The sequence below is a fragment of the Candidatus Symbiopectobacterium sp. NZEC151 genome, assembly GCF_025962655.1.
In the GTDB taxonomy this organism is placed as follows: Bacteria; Pseudomonadota; Gammaproteobacteria; order Enterobacterales; family Enterobacteriaceae; genus Symbiopectobacterium.
In genome coordinates this window covers 372,469-391,751 of record NZ_JAGFPE010000004.1, presented here as the reverse complement: position 1 = coordinate 391,751, position 19,283 = coordinate 372,469, and the positions used below count along the sequence as shown (strand labels likewise).

15 protein-coding genes are annotated in these 19,283 nt (G+C 56.0%); 3 read left to right on the top strand and 12 right to left on the bottom strand.

The window, feature by feature from the left end; all coding sequences use genetic code 11:
• The first annotated feature begins 212 nt into the window (after window positions 1–212).
• The 3 genes from treB (J5067_RS15085) (at window position 213) to treC (ending at window position 4,924) form a co-directional block, all read left to right on the top strand.
• Window positions 213–1,631 (top strand): PTS trehalose transporter subunit IIBC, encoded by a 1,419-nt coding sequence (treB, locus tag J5067_RS15085; protein ID WP_264643347.1) that lies wholly within the window; start codon window positions 213–215, stop codon window positions 1,629–1,631.
• Between the two features lie 156 nt (window positions 1,632–1,787).
• Window positions 1,788–3,206: a PTS trehalose transporter subunit IIBC gene (gene treB, locus J5067_RS15080; protein WP_264651459.1), complete on the top strand. Its 1,419-nt coding sequence runs from the start codon at window positions 1,788–1,790 to the stop codon at window positions 3,204–3,206.
• Window positions 3,207–3,253: 47 nt separating this feature from the next.
• A complete protein-coding gene (gene treC, locus J5067_RS15075) occupies window positions 3,254–4,924 on the top strand; it encodes an alpha,alpha-phosphotrehalase (protein WP_264651458.1) in 1,671 nt (556 codons plus the stop codon).
• A 15-nt stretch (window positions 4,925–4,939) separates the two neighbouring features.
• Here the strand turns inward: treC and tssK are convergent, their stop codons facing one another.
• From tssK to nuoE, 12 genes are all read right to left on the bottom strand, one after another.
• Window positions 4,940–6,265, bottom strand: a complete 1,326-nt coding sequence (gene tssK, locus J5067_RS15070) for a type VI secretion system baseplate subunit TssK (protein ID WP_264651457.1) — start codon at window positions 6,263–6,265, stop codon at window positions 4,940–4,942.
• Window positions 6,266–6,680: 415 nt separating this feature from the next.
• Entirely contained in the window at window positions 6,681–6,992 is a 312-nt protein-coding gene (gene elaB, locus J5067_RS15065; protein ID WP_264651456.1) for a stress response protein ElaB, read from the bottom strand.
• A gap of 190 nt (window positions 6,993–7,182) precedes the next feature.
• Window positions 7,183–8,640, bottom strand: a complete 1,458-nt coding sequence (nuoN, locus tag J5067_RS15060) for an NADH-quinone oxidoreductase subunit NuoN (protein WP_264651455.1) — start codon at window positions 8,638–8,640, stop codon at window positions 7,183–7,185.
• A gap of 6 nt (window positions 8,641–8,646) precedes the next feature.
• Window positions 8,647–10,182, bottom strand: a complete 1,536-nt coding sequence (gene nuoM, locus J5067_RS15055; protein ID WP_264643353.1) for an NADH-quinone oxidoreductase subunit M — start codon at window positions 10,180–10,182, stop codon at window positions 8,647–8,649.
• Between the two features lie 144 nt (window positions 10,183–10,326).
• Window positions 10,327–12,177 (bottom strand): NADH-quinone oxidoreductase subunit L, encoded by a 1,851-nt coding sequence (gene nuoL / locus J5067_RS15050; RefSeq protein WP_264651454.1) that lies wholly within the window; start codon window positions 12,175–12,177, stop codon window positions 10,327–10,329.
• Window positions 12,174–12,476, bottom strand: coding sequence for an NADH-quinone oxidoreductase subunit NuoK (gene nuoK, locus J5067_RS15045; protein WP_264643355.1), 303 nt, complete (start codon window positions 12,474–12,476; stop codon window positions 12,174–12,176). Before nuoK ends, nuoL begins: the two co-directional genes overlap by 4 nt.
• Window positions 12,473–13,018: an NADH-quinone oxidoreductase subunit J gene (gene nuoJ, locus J5067_RS15040; protein WP_264643356.1), complete on the bottom strand. Its 546-nt coding sequence runs from the start codon at window positions 13,016–13,018 to the stop codon at window positions 12,473–12,475. Before nuoJ ends, nuoK begins: the two co-directional genes overlap by 4 nt.
• Window positions 13,019–13,028: 10 nt before the next feature.
• Window positions 13,029–13,571, bottom strand: a complete 543-nt coding sequence (gene nuoI / locus J5067_RS15035; protein ID WP_222157554.1) for an NADH-quinone oxidoreductase subunit NuoI — start codon at window positions 13,569–13,571, stop codon at window positions 13,029–13,031.
• Window positions 13,572–13,584: 13 nt separating this feature from the next.
• Window positions 13,585–14,562, bottom strand: a complete 978-nt coding sequence (nuoH, locus tag J5067_RS15030; RefSeq protein WP_264643357.1) for an NADH-quinone oxidoreductase subunit NuoH — start codon at window positions 14,560–14,562, stop codon at window positions 13,585–13,587.
• A complete protein-coding gene (gene nuoG / locus J5067_RS15025; RefSeq protein WP_264651453.1) occupies window positions 14,559–17,285 on the bottom strand; it encodes an NADH-quinone oxidoreductase subunit NuoG in 2,727 nt (908 codons plus the stop codon). The genes nuoH and nuoG overlap by 4 nt, the downstream gene beginning before the upstream one ends.
• A gap of 117 nt (window positions 17,286–17,402) precedes the next feature.
• On the bottom strand, window positions 17,403–18,752 hold the full coding sequence (nuoF, locus tag J5067_RS15020) for an NADH-quinone oxidoreductase subunit NuoF (protein WP_264651452.1): 1,350 nt from the start codon (window positions 18,750–18,752) through the stop codon (window positions 17,403–17,405).
• Complete coding sequence (nuoE, locus tag J5067_RS15015; protein WP_222157558.1) at window positions 18,749–19,282, bottom strand: NADH-quinone oxidoreductase subunit NuoE; 534 nt, start codon at window positions 19,280–19,282, stop codon at window positions 18,749–18,751. The genes nuoF and nuoE overlap by 4 nt, the downstream gene beginning before the upstream one ends.
• Between the last annotated feature and the right edge of the window lies 1 nt (window position 19,283).

The following is a 19,283-nucleotide window of genomic DNA, read 5'->3' as shown; positions in this document are numbered from 1 at the left end:
CTGATAACAGCCACTTTCCTCTCTAAGGCCGCCTTTTCTTAACAGGCGGCCTTTGTTTTTCTCTGCCCACACCTTACCTTCTGCCAAGAACCGATTATAACTGCCGCGATTATTTGATTGTGATCGCACTGCGGTGACGTTGTTTCCCCAGCCGTTCGTTCGTTACCTATCCTTAAACCTGATTACATTGGGTATTCACACAAGGACGCGCAATGAGCAAGGTACAACAACAAGATATTGAGCGATTAATCACGCTGCTGGGCGGAAGCGAGAACATTGTTACTCTCACTCACTGTATTACCCGCTTGCGATTTGTGTTGCAAGATCCTGCCCGGGCCGACGCGAAAGGCATTGAAATGCTGCCGATGGTCAAAGGCTGTTTCATCACCGCCGGGCAGTTTCAGGTGGTGATCGGCACAGAGGTGGGCGATTATTTTCAGGCACTCAGCGCGCGCACGGGCAAGGTCAAAGCCAACAAAGAGCGTTTGCGCCAGTCTGCACGTCATAACATGACGTTTCTCGAGCGCGGTATTTCTCACTTTGCTGAAATTTTCTTCCCGCTGCTGCCAGCGCTGATCAGCGGTGGGCTGATTTTGGGGTTGCGCAACGTGATTGGCGACATTCCGTTCTCTGACGGGCAAACCCTGATCCAACGCAATCCTGCCTGGCAATCGCTGTATGATTTCCTCTGGCTGTTGGGTGAAGCCATCTTCTTCTACCTTCCGGTCGCCATTTGCTGGTCGGCGGTGCGGAAAATGGGCGGCACGCCAGTATTGGGCATCATCCTTGGCATTACCCTGGTGTCGCCACAACTGATGAATGCTTACCAGATAGGCCAGCAAATCCCAGACGTCTGGGATTTTGGCTGGTTCGCCATCGAAAAGGTCGGTTATCAAGCGCAAGTTATTCCGTCACTGCTGGCTGGCATTACCCTGGCCATGATTGAGACGCGGTTGAAGCAATGGGTGCCAGACTCACTCTATCTGGTGGTGGTGCCTGTCACCGCCCTGCTGGCCTCCGTGGCACTGGCGCATGCGGTGATTGGCCCGTTTGGCCGCTTGATCGGTGACGGCGTCGCCTGGGTGGTGAAAGGGCTAATGACCGGCAGTTTCGCACCGATAGGTGCCGCACTGTTTGGGTTTCTCTACGCACCGTTGGTCATTACTGGCGTGCACCAAACGACGCTCGCCATTGATATGCAAATGATTCATAGCATGGGAGGAACCCCAGTATGGCCACTGATTGCATTATCGAATATTGCTCAGGGTTCCGCGGTAATTGGCATCATTATCATCAGCCGCCGACACAACGAGCGAGACGTTTCCGTGCCAGCGGCCCTGTCCGCCATGCTGGGTGTCACTGAACCTGCCATGTACGGCATCAATCTGAAATACGGCTTCCCGATGCTGTGCGCCATGACGGGATCAGCCTTGGCCGGGTTGCTGTGTGGATTGGTCGGCGTCACAGCGAACGGCATTGGCGTTGGCGGTTTACCGGGTATTTTATCCATCAAGCCCGCCTTTTGGGCCATCTATTTGGCGGCAATGGCGATTGCCCTGGTGATACCAGCGCTGTTAACCATGGTGGTCTATCGCCGTAAACTGCGCAACGCGACCTTACCTTTCCAGTAAGTTATGCGTTCAATACGCCGCAGGCATCAGGTTTATCACTTGGTGCCTGACAAATCTAATAATTCGCTCGTAATACCCGTTCATCGGCGATTACCGACGCATCGTTGCCTATCCTTGATCCACCACTTCGCCCCATACAAAGAAAAGGGTAGAGAAATGAGCAAGGTACCGCCACAAACGATTGAAGACCTGATTAAGCAGCTCGGAGGGAGACAGAACATTGTCGCGCTCACGCACTGTATCACTCGATTACGCCTGGTATTACAACACCCCGAACAGGTCAACATCGACGGCATCAAAACGCTTTCCATGGTCAAAGGGTGTTTTACCCATGGCGACCAATGCCAAATCGTCATCGGTACTGACGTTGAGGCCTATTACCAGGCATTACAGGCCGCCATCGGTAAAGCCCCTGAAAGTGAGGAAACCACCCCGCACGCCATGCACCACCGGATGTCACTGTGGGAACGGGCCATTTCACATTTCGCAGAGATCTTCTACCCGCTGTTGCCCGCCTTGATCAGTGGCGGTTTGATCCTCGGCGTGCGCAACGTTATCGGGGACATTCCACTGATTGACGGTCAGTCGCTGATCGAGCGTAGTCCAATTTGCCACACGATCTATGATTTCCTCTGGCTACTGGGCGAGGCCATCTTCTACTATCTGCCCGTGGCAATCTGCTGGTCGGCGGTGAAAAAAATGGGTGGCACACCGGTGCTGGGCATTATTCTCGGCATCACACTCGTTTCACCTCAGTTGATGAATGCCTATTCTATCGGTCAGCAAATACCGGCGGTGTGGGACTTCGGCGGGTTCACGATACAGCGTATCGGCTATCAGGCGCAGGTTATTCCTTCCCTGCTGGCCGGTATTGCGCTGGCAATGATTGAGCTACGTCTTAAAAAATGGATACCGGCTTCGCTGCATCTGGTGAGCGTCCCGGTGTTGTCGCTGCTGCTGGCAGTCTTTCTGGCGCACACGGTGATAGGCCCGGTTGGGCGCAGCATTGGCGATGGTATCGCCTGGGCGATCGCAAGCGTGATGACCGGCAGCTTTGCTCCAGTCGGTGCCGCGCTGTTTGGCTTTCTCTATGCGCTACTGGTGATTACCGGCGTACATCAGACGACGTTGGCTATCGATTTGCAAATGATCCAAAGTATGGGACACACCCCGGTTTGGCCGCTGATCGCCCTGTCAAACATTGCCCAGGGTTCTGCGGTGATTGGTATTATGCTGATCAGTCGCAAGGTGAATGAACGGGAAACCTCCGTGCCAGCGGCGATTTCCGCTATGTTGGGCGTGGCAGAACCCGCCATGTACGGTATCAATCTCAAATACGGTTTTCCCATGCTGTGTGCCATGATTGGCTCGGCGCTGGCGGCACTGTTGTGCGGCGTTAGCGGCGTGATGGCCAACGGCATTGGCGTCGGTGGCTTACCCGGTATTCTGTCTATCAAGCCCTCATTTTGGAGCGTGTATCTGGTCGCCATGGCGATTGCGGTCGTGATACCCGTGATACTGACCACCACGATGTACCGACGGAAACAACGGCTGGGCGCATTGCCCAATGGGTAATTGCGTCCTATAACTAGCGTATAAATAAAGCATAAACAGGCAATGGCATGACAGCACCGCTTCCCTGGTGGCGCACGGGCGTCATCTATCAAATCTATCCCAAAAGTTTTCAGGACAGCACCGGTTCTGGCACTGGCGATCTGCAAGGCATCATTTCGCGCCTGGCGTATCTGCAACAGTTAGGCGTCGATGCGCTGTGGCTTACGCCAGTATATCCCTCGCCGCAGGTGGATAATGGCTACGACGTTGCCGACTACTGCGACATCGACCCCGCCTATGGCACGATGGACGATATGGAAGCGCTGATCGCGCAAGCGCACGGGCGCGGCATACGCATCATTATGGATATGGTGTTTAACCATACCTCTAGCCAGCATCCCTGGTTTGTGCAGGCCCAAACGCCCGACAGCGACTATCGCGCTTTTTACTGCTGGCGCGCGGGAACAGAAACCACGCCGCCCAACAACTGGCGTTCAAAATTCGGCGGCAGCGCCTGGCAGTGGCACGCCCCCAGCCAGCAACATTACCTGCACCTGTTCGCACCAGAACAGGCAGATTTGAACTGGGAGCACGCGCCGGTGCGTGAGGCGTTGCAGGCGGTATGCCACTTTTGGGCTGACAAAGGGGTGGATGGCCTGCGTCTGGATGTGATCAATCTGGTGTCAAAACAGCAGGACTTCCCTTCAGACAGCGAAGGGGACGGCCGACGTTATTACACTGATGGGCCACGCATGGTGGAGTTTCTCCATGAATTCAACCGCGCCGTATTTTCACCGCGCGGGCTAATGACTGTCGGTGAAATGTCCTCGACCACCCTTGAACAGTGCCTGCACTATGCGCCGCTGTCGGGCAATGCGCTGTCGATGACGTTCAACTTCCATCATTTAAAGGTGGATTACCCCGGTGGGGAAAAATGGACGTTGGCAGCCCCCGATTTTGTTCAGTTAAAGGCACTGTTCAATCGCTGGCAGCGCGGTATGCATAATAAAGCGTGGAGTGCGCTGTTCTGGTGTAATCACGATCAGCCACGCATCATTTCTCGTTTTGGCGATGAGGGCGACTATCGCACTCCGTCGGCCAAAATGCTGGCGATGGTGCTGCACGGTATGCAGGGCACCCCCTATATTTATCAGGGGGAAGAGATCGGCATGACCAACCCCGGTTATAACACCCTTGAGCACTATCGCGATATCGAAAGCCTGAATGTCTACGCGGAACGTCTCGCCAACGGCGAAACGCCAGCGCAGGTGTTGCGCATTCTTGCCCACAAATCACGCGATAATGGGCGCAGCCCGATGCAGTGGTCAGCGGCGCCGTCTGCTGGTTTTACCTCAGGTACCCCCTGGATCTCCCCCGGCGCAGGTTACGCGGAGATCAATGTTGCGCAGGCACTTGCCGATCCGCACTCGGTGTTTTACACCTACCAACGGTTGATCGCCCTGCGTAAAGCGCTTCCACTGCTGACCTATGGCGACTATCAAGACCTGGACCCTGAGCATCCACGCATCTGGTTCTATCGCCGCCGCTGGCAGGGACAACAGTTGCTGGTGCTCGCCAACCTCAGCCGGGACATGCAGTATTACATGCTGCCGACTCTGCCTCCCCTACAGGGCTGGCGTCTGCTGCTGAGCAACTATGATGACCCGCCCGTACACCCGGCGTCACTGACGCTGCGCCCTTACGAAGCCATTTATTGGCTGTCTGACACCGAACTCTGAGGGGAAGGCGGCGGCTCACTCCTTCATCACGGCGAACAGCTTCAGCGTTAAATCACCGCCGTGATCGGGCACCGAGATAGCACAATGCCCGGAAGCCAGCGCATCCTGCACGCCGGAATGTTCAAGGTCGACCACAAAACAGAGGTTTTCCCAATTCAGCGGGATCGCCGCAGGAATGTGGCTCACGGGTTGTAGCGCTTTGCCCTGATCCACCGCCGCTTTACGCGCATGGACGGCATGCCGCGTCCCAACCTCACACTGTGTCATGATATGTGTGCGCAGTCGGTGTGAAGGCCAGGAAGAGCGCGCCAGCAGATAAATCCCGGAGACAGAATCCAGATTATGCGGCGGCAACTGCCCGACCCACAGGTGATCCTTTTCACGCATCAGCGCTATCCCCACGGCCCGTGCAGGCAAACAGGTTTCAAGTAACGCACTGAGCAGTGAAAAGAGAGACGGGAACACGTCGCCAAGCCGGGAATGATCATAGCGTGGAATATCAGCCGAGCTCCACGCCTGCGTATAGGGCAACAACGGCCCGGCGAGTTTAACCAGCTCGCGATAGACCAATTCCGGATGCAACGCTGTCGCCAGACTGACCTCACTCAGCACAGACTCGTAGCGATTTAGCACATTCAGCAGCCAAAACCGCGGGATATCGGGCTGTCCATTTTGTTCCGGTGGTTCATGGCGCAGCGCCAGCAGGCGACGTTTCATGCGTGAACGTAACAACAGTTTCTTCGACAGTGCCACCAGCATCGGTGAGGCGGAAAACGTTAGCAGCGGTGGGATGAACGAGGGATCGATTTCCCAGCGCCCTTGCGCATTGCGATTAAGTCGCGCAATGGGATAGGTTTGATAACCACGGTTCTCATCAACGCTAAAGCGCACACGGATCGCGCGGCTTGCTGGCACACCGCTTTCGCTGGATTCTCTACCCGATGTTCTGACTGGATAGGCTAATGCAGTCGGTTCCTGCGCACGACAGCGATGAGGTAACAGATTACGCGGGTGCTCGTTGGCAGGGACCGCCAGCAGCACATCCACCTGTTGCTGCCGTTGTGCCAGATGTTGTTCCAGCGGTATTGCGCAGCAAAGCGCTGACACACCGGCGGTGTCAATCCGAGAGCCATCGGGCAGACAAAGGCGCAGTTGCTTTAGCGTTAATGACTGATGTTGCATTGCCTCTTCATCAAGTTGCAGCGCTTCAACACCCCACGCATTTGACAGTGATTGAGGTAATAAGTATTTGCGGCTAAGTTTGTTGCGCGCCGAGGTAAACAGAGGTGGCCGGGAAGAAAACAAGGTGCCTCTGTTCCATCGAGGCCTTGGCGTCTTCATGCTTGACGGTGCTCCTCAATATCTTCATGCATTCTGGCAATGCCGGTTTATACCGCGGAGTATCTCAACTGAAGTGTGTGATGATAATACCCGCATCAGCCCCGCACCAAAGCAGTAATGCACTTATCCGTTAGTGATATTATTTACAGGTAAGAGTAACGTTAATGACGGCAACACAGTAGCAGATATGCTAGCCAGGAAGAAACAAATTTACCCACTGAGAAAATAAATGAGAATCTTCGCTTATTGCAAAGATATTTAGCGTCGATAAACAAGTAACGGATTTATTCGATGAGTCGGCGTAATATAATAACAGCGAGATAATATTTCCTTGAAAATAGTCAGCGTATTAATAAAGGCGAAAAAACAGCACGGTAATAATCACATTATCACCGTACCTCGTTGAAAAATAACGTTAGCGGCGCGCCAACAGCAGGCCAAGCACGATCCCTATCGATGCGCCCACACCGACACTGTGCCATGGCTTTTTGTGCACATAACCATCCGCACGATTTGCGACTTGTTTTGCCTTGGCATAATAACTGTCGGATATACCTAATCTCGATTTAACTTCCAATAGGGCATTTTCCGCATTTTTCTTTAACGTTATATAGGCCTCATCAGCACTGTCGCCAGAATAACGCAATATATCATCCAACGTATCTGCTAATAATTTAGCATCGTCTTCAATACGAATATCTTCAGTCGGTTGTTTTTTATCAGCCATAATCTACTCCATGTTATTTCACACAACGGTAGATTAACTATAGTCAAGTTCTTGGCACCTTAGGACCTCGATGGCCACAGACCATTCCGAAAATAGCAATAAAGGCGGCTATCAGACCAACATGACGCGCAGAAAAAAGCCGCCGCAACCGGTAACAGCTGCGACGGCGTTATAGCGCAACGCTAATGCATTACATCAGCGGCTGCGCCATCTGTACCAGTGAAATCAACGGCTGCGGATAGAGACCCAGCAGCAATACCGCGATGGCGGAAATCAGTACCACCACGCCGCCTGCGGTCAGCGCCCAGTTATTAGGCGTATCACGCTGACGTTCTTGCGGTGCGGTGAGATACAGGCTCACCAACACGCGCAGATAGTAGTAGAGGCCGATAGCACTCCCCACCACCACCGCGCCTGTCAGCCACCACAGCTTGGCATCAACGCCCACGGCCAGCACATAGAATTTGCCGAAGAAGCCGAGCGTCATCGGGATACCGGCCAGAGAGAGCATCATCACCGTCATTACCGCAGACAGAATCGGCTTGTGCCAGAACAGTCCGCGATAAGAGAACAGAGAATCCGCATCTGGACCGCGGTACGGGCTGGACATCAGGCTGACGACGCCAAAAGCGCCCAGACTGCTGAACAGATAACCCGCCAGATAGACGCCGACGGTTTCCAACGCCAACTGGTGAGTTTGCACCGCTATCAGCGCTACCAGCAGGTAACCGAGGTGCGCAATGGAAGAGTAACCGAGCAGACGCTTGACGTTGCTTTGCGTGACGGCCATCAGGTTACCAAACAGGATGGAGGCAAACGCAATCACACCCAGCGCGGTTCTGACCGAATCACTGTCCACCATCGGTGCATACAGGAACAAACGCATCACGGCACCAAAAATGGCGATCTTGCTGGCGGTCGCCAGGAAGGTCGAGACCGGCGCTGGCGCACCTTGATACACGTCCGGCGTCCACAGGTGAAACGGCACCAGCGAGAGTTTGAACCCTAAACCGACGATCATCATGCCGAGACCGGCCAGCAGCAGCGGCTCGTGCAGCGTGCGATCGGCCATACGTGCGCCCAGGCTGGCAAAGCTCAGGTTGCCCGAATCAGCATACACCAGCGCCATCCCAAACAGCAGGAAGGAAGAGGCGGCAGCAGAAAGCAGCATGTACTTGATGCCCGCTTCCAGTGAGCGACGCTGACGAAAGGCATAGCTCACCAGACCAAACAGCGGCAGGGAGATAAGCTCAATACCGATGAACAGCGATGCCAAATGGTTAGCGCTCGCCAACAGAACACCGCCCAGTGCGGCAATCGCCACCAGCAGATAAAACTCGTCGCGGTTATCCGGATAGCCTTCCAGCCACGGGTAAGCGAACGTGCAGGTCGCCAAACTGGCAAGCAGCACCAGCGCGGTGTAGAACATCGAAAAACCGTCTACCCGCAGCAGCGGCGTCACGTCCATCGGCCCGGCGTTACCCACCAGAATCAGTGAGACCAACGCAATGTTAAGACCGATCACCGTGACAGTGGCATTGAAGAAATGGTTGCGTCGCCACGCAATGCACAGCATCACAACCACGGCGGTCAAACCGACGATTAACAGCGGCAGAAGCGCGACCAGGTGTTGAAGAGTTATTGTCATGGCGAATTACGGCCTTGTCGTTGAAAGTGTTGAATCAGTCACTGATGACATAAACCAATGCTGAATATTAGCCATTGCCGCATCAGACGTATTCAGGATGGTCTGCGGGAACAACCCGAGCAGCACCAGCAATACCACCAGCAACATCACCATCGACAATTCACGGGTGGACATCCCCGGCAGTTTCTCCTCGGATTTTGGTGTGCCGTAGTAAGCGCGTTGCATCATCACCAGCGAGTAGACGGAGGCGAACACCAGACCAAAGGTCGAAATCACGGTAATCACCGGCACGACAGGATAGCTACCGAACAGAATCATGAACTCGCCCACGAAGTTGCCGGTACCCGGCATCCCCAGCGTCGCCACCGCGAAGAACAGCGACAGCGCGGGCAAGAAACGAATGCGTGCCCACAAACCGCCCATTTGGCGCAGATCGCGCGTATGCAGACGCTCATACAACTGGCCGCACAGAATAAACAGACCGGCCGCAGAAAGCCCGTGCGCAATCATCTGAATGACCGCCCCCTGATAAGCCAGATGGCTACCGGAGTAGATGGCGATCATCACAAAGCCCATGTGAGACACCGAGGTGTAGGCAATCAGGCGCTTGATGTCGGTCTGCATAAACGCCATCCAGGCGCCGTAGAAGATACCGATAACGCCCAGCCACATCGCGATGGGGGCAAATTCATGGGAGGCATTCGGGAACAGCGGCAGGCTGAAACGCAGCAGACCGTAGGCCGCCGTTTTCAGCAAGATACCCGCCAGGTCGACGGAACCCGCCGTCGGTGCCTGACTGTGCGCATCCGGCAACCAGCCGTGCAGCGGCACCACTGGCATCTTCACCGCAAAGGCGATAAAGAAGCCCAGCATCAGCATGTATTCCACGCCACGCGACATCGGCGTGTGCAGCAGATCGGTGTAGCTGAAGGTCCATACCCCGGTGGCATCGTGATGCACAAACACCAACGCCAGAATGGCGATCAGCATGATCAGGCCGCTGGCCTGGGTGTAGATAAAGAACTTGGTGGCCGCGGTAATACGCGTTTTCCCATCGGAACCTTTGTGTCCCCACAGTGCGATGAGGAAATACATCGGCACCAGCATCATCTCCCAGAAGAAGAAGAACAGGAACATGTCGATCGCCAGGAACACGCCAATCACGCCACCCAGAATCCACAGCAGGTTGAGGTGGAAGAAGCCCTGATAACGTTGGATTTCATTCCACGAACACAGGATTGCCAACACCCCCAGCAGACCGGTCAGCACCACCATCAGCAGCGACAACCCGTCCAGTGCCAGGTGAATACCGATACCGAAGCGCGGGATCCACGACACGTTGTATTCAGACTGCCACAGCGGCACATCAGCCTGCGCCGTTAAAGAGTACCCGCCCTGCGACCAAAGCAGCAGCGACAGCACCAGCGTTAACCCCATCGATATCAGTGCGATCCAGCGCGGCACGCGGGTGCCGAAGCGCTCGAGCTGCCAGCACAGCAGGCCGCCGATAAAGGGGAGAAGTATTAGCCAAGGTAGTAGCATGGCGTTTTGCGTCCCTAATTTTAAGAAATCTGAAAACTTGCTGTGGCGGAAGCCATTATTATTGGCCTCCCGCCCCTGCGCATCATTACTGCGTGTCTTTCATCGCGTTTATCTCACGGCACTGTTTCATCAAAAAACAGGCCATCAGATAAACTGTAACAATGCCAGCACCACAACCGCCCCTATGCCCATTGACGCAACATACCAGCGCAGTTGACCATTCTGACTGACGGTCAACCCTTTGTTGCCCCAACGCACCACCACGGCAGGCAAACCCATCATCGCGTTCAACGGGTCGTGCTGTAGCAGTTTGGCAATCGCCAGATACGGTTGTACGAAGACTTTGTCATACAGCCAGTCAAATCCCCAGGCATGGAACCACCAGGTGGAGAAGAAGCGACCCGGTGCACTCTGCGCTACGCTGGTCACGAACTGGCGTTTACCCAGCCACAGCACGGCAGCCAGCAAAATACCGGCAATCGCCACCACGCCAGACGCGATTTCCAGCGTCAAGGTACGGTCATGGCCGAGTTCCGTGGTCTGCGGCAGCACGCCGTGCAACGGCGGCACAATCAGCGCCCCGACGAAGGTTGAGAGCACCATCAGCACCAGCAACGGAATGTGGTGAGACAGCCCTTTACCTGCGTGCGCTTTGGTCTTCGCTTCGCCGTGGAACACGATAAAGATCATGCGGAAGGTGTACAGCGACGTCATAAACGCCCCGGCCAGCCCCGCCATCATCAGATCCATATGGCCGTTAGCCCAGGCACCCGCCAGAATTTCATCTTTACTGAAGAAACCTGCGGTGACCAACGGCAGCGCCGCCAGCGCCGAGCCGCCAATCAGGAAGCTGACGTACACCAGTGGAATGGTTTTACGCAGCCCGCCCATCTTGAAGATGTTCTGTTCATGATGGCAGGCGAGAATCACCGAGCCGGAGGCCAGGAACAGCAACGCTTTAAAGAAGGCGTGCGTCATCAGGTGGAAAATCGCCGCGTCCCACGCCTGCACGCCCAACGCCAGGAACATGTAACCAATCTGGCTCATGGTGGAGTAGGCCAACACGCGTTTGATGTCGCTTTGCACCAGCGCGGCAAACCCTGCCAGCACCAGCGTCACAGCACCGACAACGCCCACCAGATGCAGCACATCCGGTGCCATCAGGAACAAACCGTTGGTACGGGCAATCAGGTAAACCCCCGCGGTCACCATGGTGGCCGCGTGAATCAGCGCAGAAACCGGTGTCGGGCCCGCCATCGCATCCGCTAGCCAGGTTTGCAGCGGCAACTGGGCAGATTTACCCACCGCGCCGCCCAGCAACATCAGCGTTGCCCAGGTAATCGCCGGAGACCCTTCTGCCAGTTTCTGCGGTGCCAACACCATCAGCTCGCGGAAATTGAGCGTGCCCAACTCTTTGAACAGGATAAACAGCGCAAAGGCCAGGAACACGTCACCGACGCGCGTCACCACGAAGGCTTTCATCGCCGCCGCACCGTTCTTCGGATTGGTGTAGTAGAAACCGATCAGCAGATAGCTGCACAGCCCTACCCCTTCCCAGCCGAGGTACATCAGCAGCAGGTTATCCGCCAACACCAGAATCACCATGCTGGCAATAAACAGGTTGGTGTAAGCGAAGAAACGGGAGTAGCCCTCTTCACCGCGCATATACCAGGAGGCAAACAGATGGATAAAGAAGCCAACGCCCGTCACCACCGACAACATGGTGAGAGACAGACCATCCAGCGCCAAGCGGAAGGCAATGTCAAAGTTGCCTACTGCCATCCAGGTCCACAGATGTTGATTGAAAAAGGTCACGCCGCCTTCATGGTGCTGCGCAAAGAAATCAATCGCGACCCAGCAGGTGGTCAATGCGGCCAACCCGATAGACCCCACGCCCACGGTAGCGGCGGTGTTTTCCGACCAGCGACCGCGTGAAAATGCCAACAGCAAAAAGCCGAGCAGCGGGAATAGTATGGTTAAGTAGAGTAAGTTCATCCGCGCATCTCACTGACAGTATCGATATTCAGGGTATGACGACGGCGATACATCTGGAGCAACAGCGCCAGACCGATACTGGCTTCCGCTGCTGCCAGCGTGATCGCCAGAACATACATCACCTGCCCATCCGCTTGCCCCCAATAGCTGCCGGCAACCACAAACGCCAGCGCGGCGGCATTGATCATTACTTCCAGACTAATCAGCATAAATAACAAGTTACGCCGAATAATCAGGCCCGTCAGGCCGAGAAAAAATAAAATGGCAGCCAAAGCTAACCCATGTTGTAACGGGATCATGCACGCTCCTCCGCCAGTTTCTTCTCGGTCTCTTCTTTAGCCTGGCTATCGACCATCTTGTCCTCACGGCCCACATGGAACGCTACCACCAGCCCGGCCAGCAGCAGCATAGAGGCCAACTCCACCGCCAACACATAAGGTCCAAACAGCGTGATGCCAACGGCTTTGGCATCAATCATGTTCCCTGCAATTTCCGCGCTGCTGATACTGAAAATGGCGCGCACCACGACAAGCAGCAGAACCAGCGCCAGCAACGCCGGGCCAATCCACACGCTCGGTTTCAACCAGGCACTTTCCTGTTGGTCTACGCTATTCAAGTTCAGCATCATCACCACGAACACGAACAGCACCATGATGGCACCGGCATAAACGATGATTTCCACCGCACCGGCGAAATAGGCCCCCAGCGAGAAAAATACGCCGGAGATAGCCAGCAGTGAGACGATTAAATACAACAATGCATGTACGGGGTTAGTGTGGGTAATCACACGTATGGTCGCCAGAATGGCGATTAACCCCGATACATAAAACGCGAATTCCATGCTCGGCTCCTTAGGGCAACAGGCCTTTGACATCAATGGGTTTGGCTTCGTTTTCGGCGTCGCCCTTCTCTTTCCCATCGATAGCCATGCCCGCCATCCGGTAGAAGTTGTATTCCGGGTATTTACCGGGCCCAGAGATCAACAGATCTTGTTTCTCGTACACCAGATCTTGGCGCTTGTACTCGCCCATCTCAAAATCCGGCGTCAGCTGAATCGCGGTAGTCGGGCACGCTTCTTCACAGAAGCCGCAGAAAATGCAGCGCGAGAAGTTGATGCGGAAAAACTCGGGATACCAACGGCCATCCTTCATTTCCGCTTTCTGCAACGAGATACAGCCAACCGGACAGGCCACGGCGCACAGGTTACAAGCCACACAGCGCTCCTCACCATCCGGATCGCGCGTCAGCACAATACGGCCACGGTAGCGTGGTGGTGGGTTAACCGGCTCTTCCGGATACATTTTGGTTTCACGCTTTTTAAAGGCGTTGGACCCGACCATACAGATACTGCGTACCTGGGTACCGAAACCAACCACAATGTCTTTTATCTTCATGGTTCAGTTCCCTTTAGTGTGCGTTGTACAAAATCACGGCCGCCGTCGCCAGCAGATTGAGCAGCGTTAACGGCAAACAGACGGTCCACCCGAAGGTCATCACCTGGTCATAGCGCGGACGCGGCAACGAAGCACGGATCAGGATGAACATCATCATGAAGAAACCGGTTTTCAGCGCAAACCAGACGAAAGGCGGTAACAGCGGGCCATGCCAGCCACCGAAGAACAGCGTTACCATCAGCGCCGATACGGTCACGATACCGATATATTCACCGACGAAGAACAGACCGAACTTCATACCGGAATATTCGATGTGGTAACCATCCGCCAGTTCCTGTTCCGCTTCCGGTTGGTCGAAAGGATGACGGTGACACACCGCCACACCGGCGATGGCAAAGGTCAGAAAGCCGAAGAACTGCGGGATAACGTTCCACAAATGCGCCTGAGATTCGACGATATCGCGCATGTTGAACGAGCCCGCCTGTGCCACCACGCCCATCAGCGACAAACCGAGAAACACTTCGTAGCTCAGCGTTTGTGCGGATGCACGCACCGCCCCCAGCAGGGAGTATTTGTTACCGCTCGCCCAACCGGCGAACAGCACGGCGTATACCGCCAGCCCCGCCATCATCAGGAAGAACAGCAGGCCGATGTTTAAATCGGCCACGCCCCAGGTCGGGGTGACCGGCACGATGGCAAACGAGAGCAGCAGCGAGGTAAAGGCAATTACCGGTGCCAACGTGAAAATCACGCGGTCGGTAAAGCGCGGCACCCAGTCCTCTTTGAAGAACATCTTGATCATGTCCGCGACCAGCTGCAACGAGCCGCCCCAGCCCACACGGTTGGGTCCGTAACGCCCCTGGAACAGCCCCAGAAGACGGCGTTCGCCCATACTCATGAATGCGCCGCAGGTGACCACCACCAGCAGGATCACCACGGCTTTGCCGACGGCGATCAAGGTATCCATAACCTCCGGTGTTAACCAGCTCATTGTGCAGCCTCCCGCAGACTTTCAATGGTTGCCCCTGCCAGCGACGGCGCAATACCCGGGAACCCTAACGGCAATCCGACCTGTCCCTGACGCAGAGCGTCGCTCAGGCGCAGCGGCAGACGCAGGGTCTGCCCCTGACAGCGCAGCTCAAGCAGCGCGCCTGCGTTAACGCCCAGCAGCGCCGCATCGGCGAGACTGACCATCACGTAAGCTTCATCCATACGTTGTTGAATAACCGTAGAGCGCTGTGTCATCTCTTCACTGCCGAACAGGTGGTAGTAAGGTGCGACGCGCCATTGCCCCGGCTGTGCGTTAAACGCTGCCGGAATGGCGTCGAAGTAACCCAGTTTGCCTTCACCCGCTTCGATCAAACGCACCCCCGGATCGCCGTGGCGCAGGTGACCGCCCACTTCGTCCTGGAATTTGTTCCACGCCTGCGGGGAGTTCCAACCGGGAGACCAGGCAAACGGAATCTGCTGGCGCGCGGCCGTCGGGCTGTTGTTCCCTTCCATCGAGAAGGCGAACATGGTGTCTTTGTCTTGTGGCTGACGTGGTTCATGCACGCTGATGTTGGCGCGCATGGACGTACGACCACTGGAGCGGTTTGGCGAACGCGCCAGTTTTTGCCCGTTGATGCGGAAATTGGCATCCGGTGCAGCGTCTTTGACGCCTGCCAACTGCGGCAACGCGGCCACACAGGCATCGATAACGTGATCCAGTTGCGTCCAATCGACCTTGCGGCTCTGGTAGGTGGTCGCCAGCGAATGCAACCAGCGCCAACTTTCCAGCATCACCACGCTGTTATCGTAGTAGGCCGGATCGTACACCTGGAAGAAGCGCTGAGCGCGGCCTTCCTGATTGACCAGCGTACCGTCACTTTCAGCAAAGCTGGCAGCCGGGAGGATCAACGACGCGTTGTCCATGATCGCGGTGCGCTGATGATCCAGCACGATCAGGTTGGTGGCTTTAGCCAGCGCCGCATCCACACGTGCCTGCGGAGCGTGGCGATAGAGATCGTTTTCCAGCACCACCACGCTATCGGCGGCACCGCTCTCCAACTGCGCCAGCGCATCGTCCAACGAACCGCCGCCGATCATTGACAGGCCAATGCTGTTCGCGGCGGAGGCAACAAAAGTCACACCGACATCAGAACCGCGTTGTTTGAGCGCTTTCGCCACGTTGGCGGCCGCTTCGATAATCGCTTCGCTGCCAGAATGGGTGCCGGAGATAATCAGCGGCTTTTTCGCCCCTGCCAGCGCCTGCACGATAACATCGATTTTCGGTGCCAGCGAGGCATCCAAATCGGTGACTGCCGGGGCATTTTCATCCAGCGCATGGGCGATGGCGAAGCCAAGGCGTGCCTGATCCTCCACCGGTGCGCGGTAGTTCCAGGCCGCAATGTCATCCAGACGGGTTTTATCCACCGACGTCATAAACAGCGGGTGCTTGGCGTGCTGGCCGATGTTGAGAATGGCCGCAATCTGCCAGTCGGCCACTTTTTGCGCCGCTGCCATTTCACGTGCTTTACCCTTCACCGCCTGACGTACTGCCAGCGCGATGCGCGCGCCGGTTTGGGTCAAATCTTCACCCAGCACCAACACGGCGTCATAGCTTTCGATATCACGCAACATCGGCGTACGTACACCGCTGTCGCGCAACACGTTGAGGATCAGTTGTAGACGCGCCTGCTCAGCGTGGGCAATACCGGTGTAGAAGCTTTCCGCCCCCACCAGCTCACGCAGCGCAAAGTTGCTTTCCACGCTGGCGCGCGGAGAACCGATGCCGATGACGCGTTTTGATTGACGCAGCACATCCGCCGCCCCTTGCAGCGCCTGTTCGGCGTTGAGGGCAATCCAGTCATCGCCACGACGCTGCATCGGCTGACGCGGACGATCTTTCGCGTTGACGTAGCCGTAGCCAAAGCGGCCACGGTCACACAGGAAATAGTGGTTCACACTGCCGTTATAGCGGTTTTCAATACGACGCAGCTCGCCGTAACGCTCGCCCGGACTGGTGTTACATCCGACGCTGCACTGCTGGCAAACGCTGGGCGCAAACTGCATATCCCATTTGCGGTTGTAGCGCGCAGAGTGGGTTTTATCGGTGAACACCCCGGTCGGACACACTTCGACCAGGTTGCCGGAAAACTCGCTTTCCAACACGCCATCTTCAGGACGGCCAAAGTAGACGTTGTCATGGGCACCATACACGCCCAGATCGGTGCCACCGGCATAGTCCTTGTAGTAACGCACACAGCGATAGCAGGCGATGCAGCGGTTCATCTCATGCGAGATAAACGGCCCCAAATCCTGATTGCGGTGAGTACGTTTGGTAAAGCGATAGCGACGGAAGTTGTGTCCCGTCATCACCGTCATATCCTGCAAATGACAGTTGCCACCCTCTTCGCAGACCGGGCAGTCGTGCGGGTGGTTGGTCATCAGGAATTCGACGATGGTTTTACGGAACAGTTTGGCTTCCTCATCGTCGATGGCGATAAATGCGCCATCGGTTGCGGGGGTCATACAGGACATGACCAGACGGCCACGCGTGTCCTCCGCATTCTGGTACTGCTTCACCGCGCAGAGGCGGCAGGAACCGACGCTACCCAGCGCGGGATGCCAGCAAAAGTAAGGAATATCAAGCCCCAGCGTCAGACAAGCCTCTAGCAGGTTGTCCGAGCCGTTCACCTCATACTCTTTGCCGTCTACATGAATCGTAGCCATAGTCAGCATGCTTCCATAATGGCCCGTGTTGCCACAGGCGCTAATCAAAAATTCTGTAATAAGAGCAGGCTATCCGCCAGCGGAGACGTGCTTCGTCTCCTGTTATTGTCGGCTTGATTACCAACGCTCTTTCAGCAGGTTCGGCTGAATACCGCCAATCGCTTTGGTATTTCCCAGATATTGCGGCGCAATGCCCGCTTCAAATTCGTCACGGAAATACTTGATAGCACTTTGCAGCGGCTCAACGGCACCTGGCGCATGGGCGCAGAAGGTGTTGCCCGGCCCGAGGAAGCGGCACAGCTGTTCCAGCGTTTCGATATCGCCGGGTTGCCCTTCGCCTCGCTCCAGCGCACGCAGGATCTTCACGCTCCACGGCAAACCGTCGCGGCACGGCGTACACCAGCCACAGGATTCACGGGCAAAGAACTCTTCCAGATTGCGGGTCAGCCCCACCATATTGATCTCGTGATCCACCGCCATTGCCAGCGCGGTGCCGAGACGGCTGCCTGCCTTGGCGATATGCTCGAAATCCATCGGCAGATCGAGGTGAGCCTCGGTGAGAAAATCGGTACCTGCACCGCCCGGCTGCCAGGCTTTAAATTTAAGCCCATCGCGCATGCCGCCCGCGTAGTCTTCCAAAATCTCGCGCGCCGTGGTGCCAAACGGCAGTTCCCACAGACCGGGATTTTTCACACGGCCAGAGAACCCCATCAGCTTGGTGCCAGCATCTTTACTCTTACCAGCAGACAATCCCTGATACCATTCGGCGCCGTGCGCGATGATCGCAGGCACGTTACACAGGGTTTCCACGTTGTTCACGCAGGTCGGCTTGCCCCATGCACCGGCGGAAGCCGGGAACGGCGGCTTGGAGCGCGGATTCGCGCGACGGCCTTCCAGCGAGTTGATCAGCGCGGTCTCTTCACCACAGATATAGCGTCCGGCACCGGTGTGCACGAACAGCTCGAAATCGAATCCACTGCCGAGAATATTTTTACCGAGCAGGCCCGCCTGTTTGGCTTCTTCGATAGCGCGACGCAGGTTAACCGCAGCTTCCACGTATTCGCCACGCAGGAAGATATAGCCGCGATACGCCTTGAGCGCGAACGCGCTGATCAGCATACCTTCCACCAGCAGGTGCGGCAGTTCTTCCATCAGCAAGCGGTCTTTGTAGGTGCCCGGCTCCATCTCATCCGCGTTACACAGCAGATAGCGGATGTTCATGCTTTCGTCTTTCGGCATCAGGCTCCATTTCAGACCGGTGGAGAAGCCTGCACCGCCGCGCCCTTTCAGGCCGGCGTCTTTTACCAGACTGACCACTTCGTCCTGCGCCATGCCGCTGAGCGCTTTCTGCACCGCCGCGTAGCCATTCTTGGCGCGGTATTCGTCGAGCCATACCGGCTGCTTGTCATCGCGCAGACGCCAGGTCAGCGGATGCTGTTCGGGCGTCAAAATCCTGTTCATACTCATTGATACGGCTCCAATAGCGAATCGATATCGTCAGGCTTGACATGACTGTGCGTATCCTCGTCGATCATCATCGACGGGCCTTTGTCACAGTTGCCCAGGCAGCAGGTCGGCAACAGGGTAAAACGGCCATCAAAGGTGGTTTGACCGGGCTTGATCTTCAGTTTTCGTTCCAGCGCCGCCTGCACGCCCTGAAAACCGTTGATGTAACACACCACGCTGTCGCAATAGCGAATCACGTGTCGTCCGACCGGTTGACGGAAAATCTGGCTGTAAAACGTCGCCACGCCTTCCACATCGCTGGCCGGAATCCCCAGAATGTCGGCAATGGCATGGATAGCGCCATCCGGCACCCAACCACGATGCTTCTGGACAATTTTCAACGCTTCGATGGACGCCGCGCGCGCATCTTCGTAGTGATGTTTCTCATGCTCGATGGCATCGCGCTCAGCGTCGCTCAATACAAAAACAGACTCGTTCGGCGCGGCATCGGCTGCGGCGTTAATAGGTTGTTGAGTGTCTTGATCATGCATA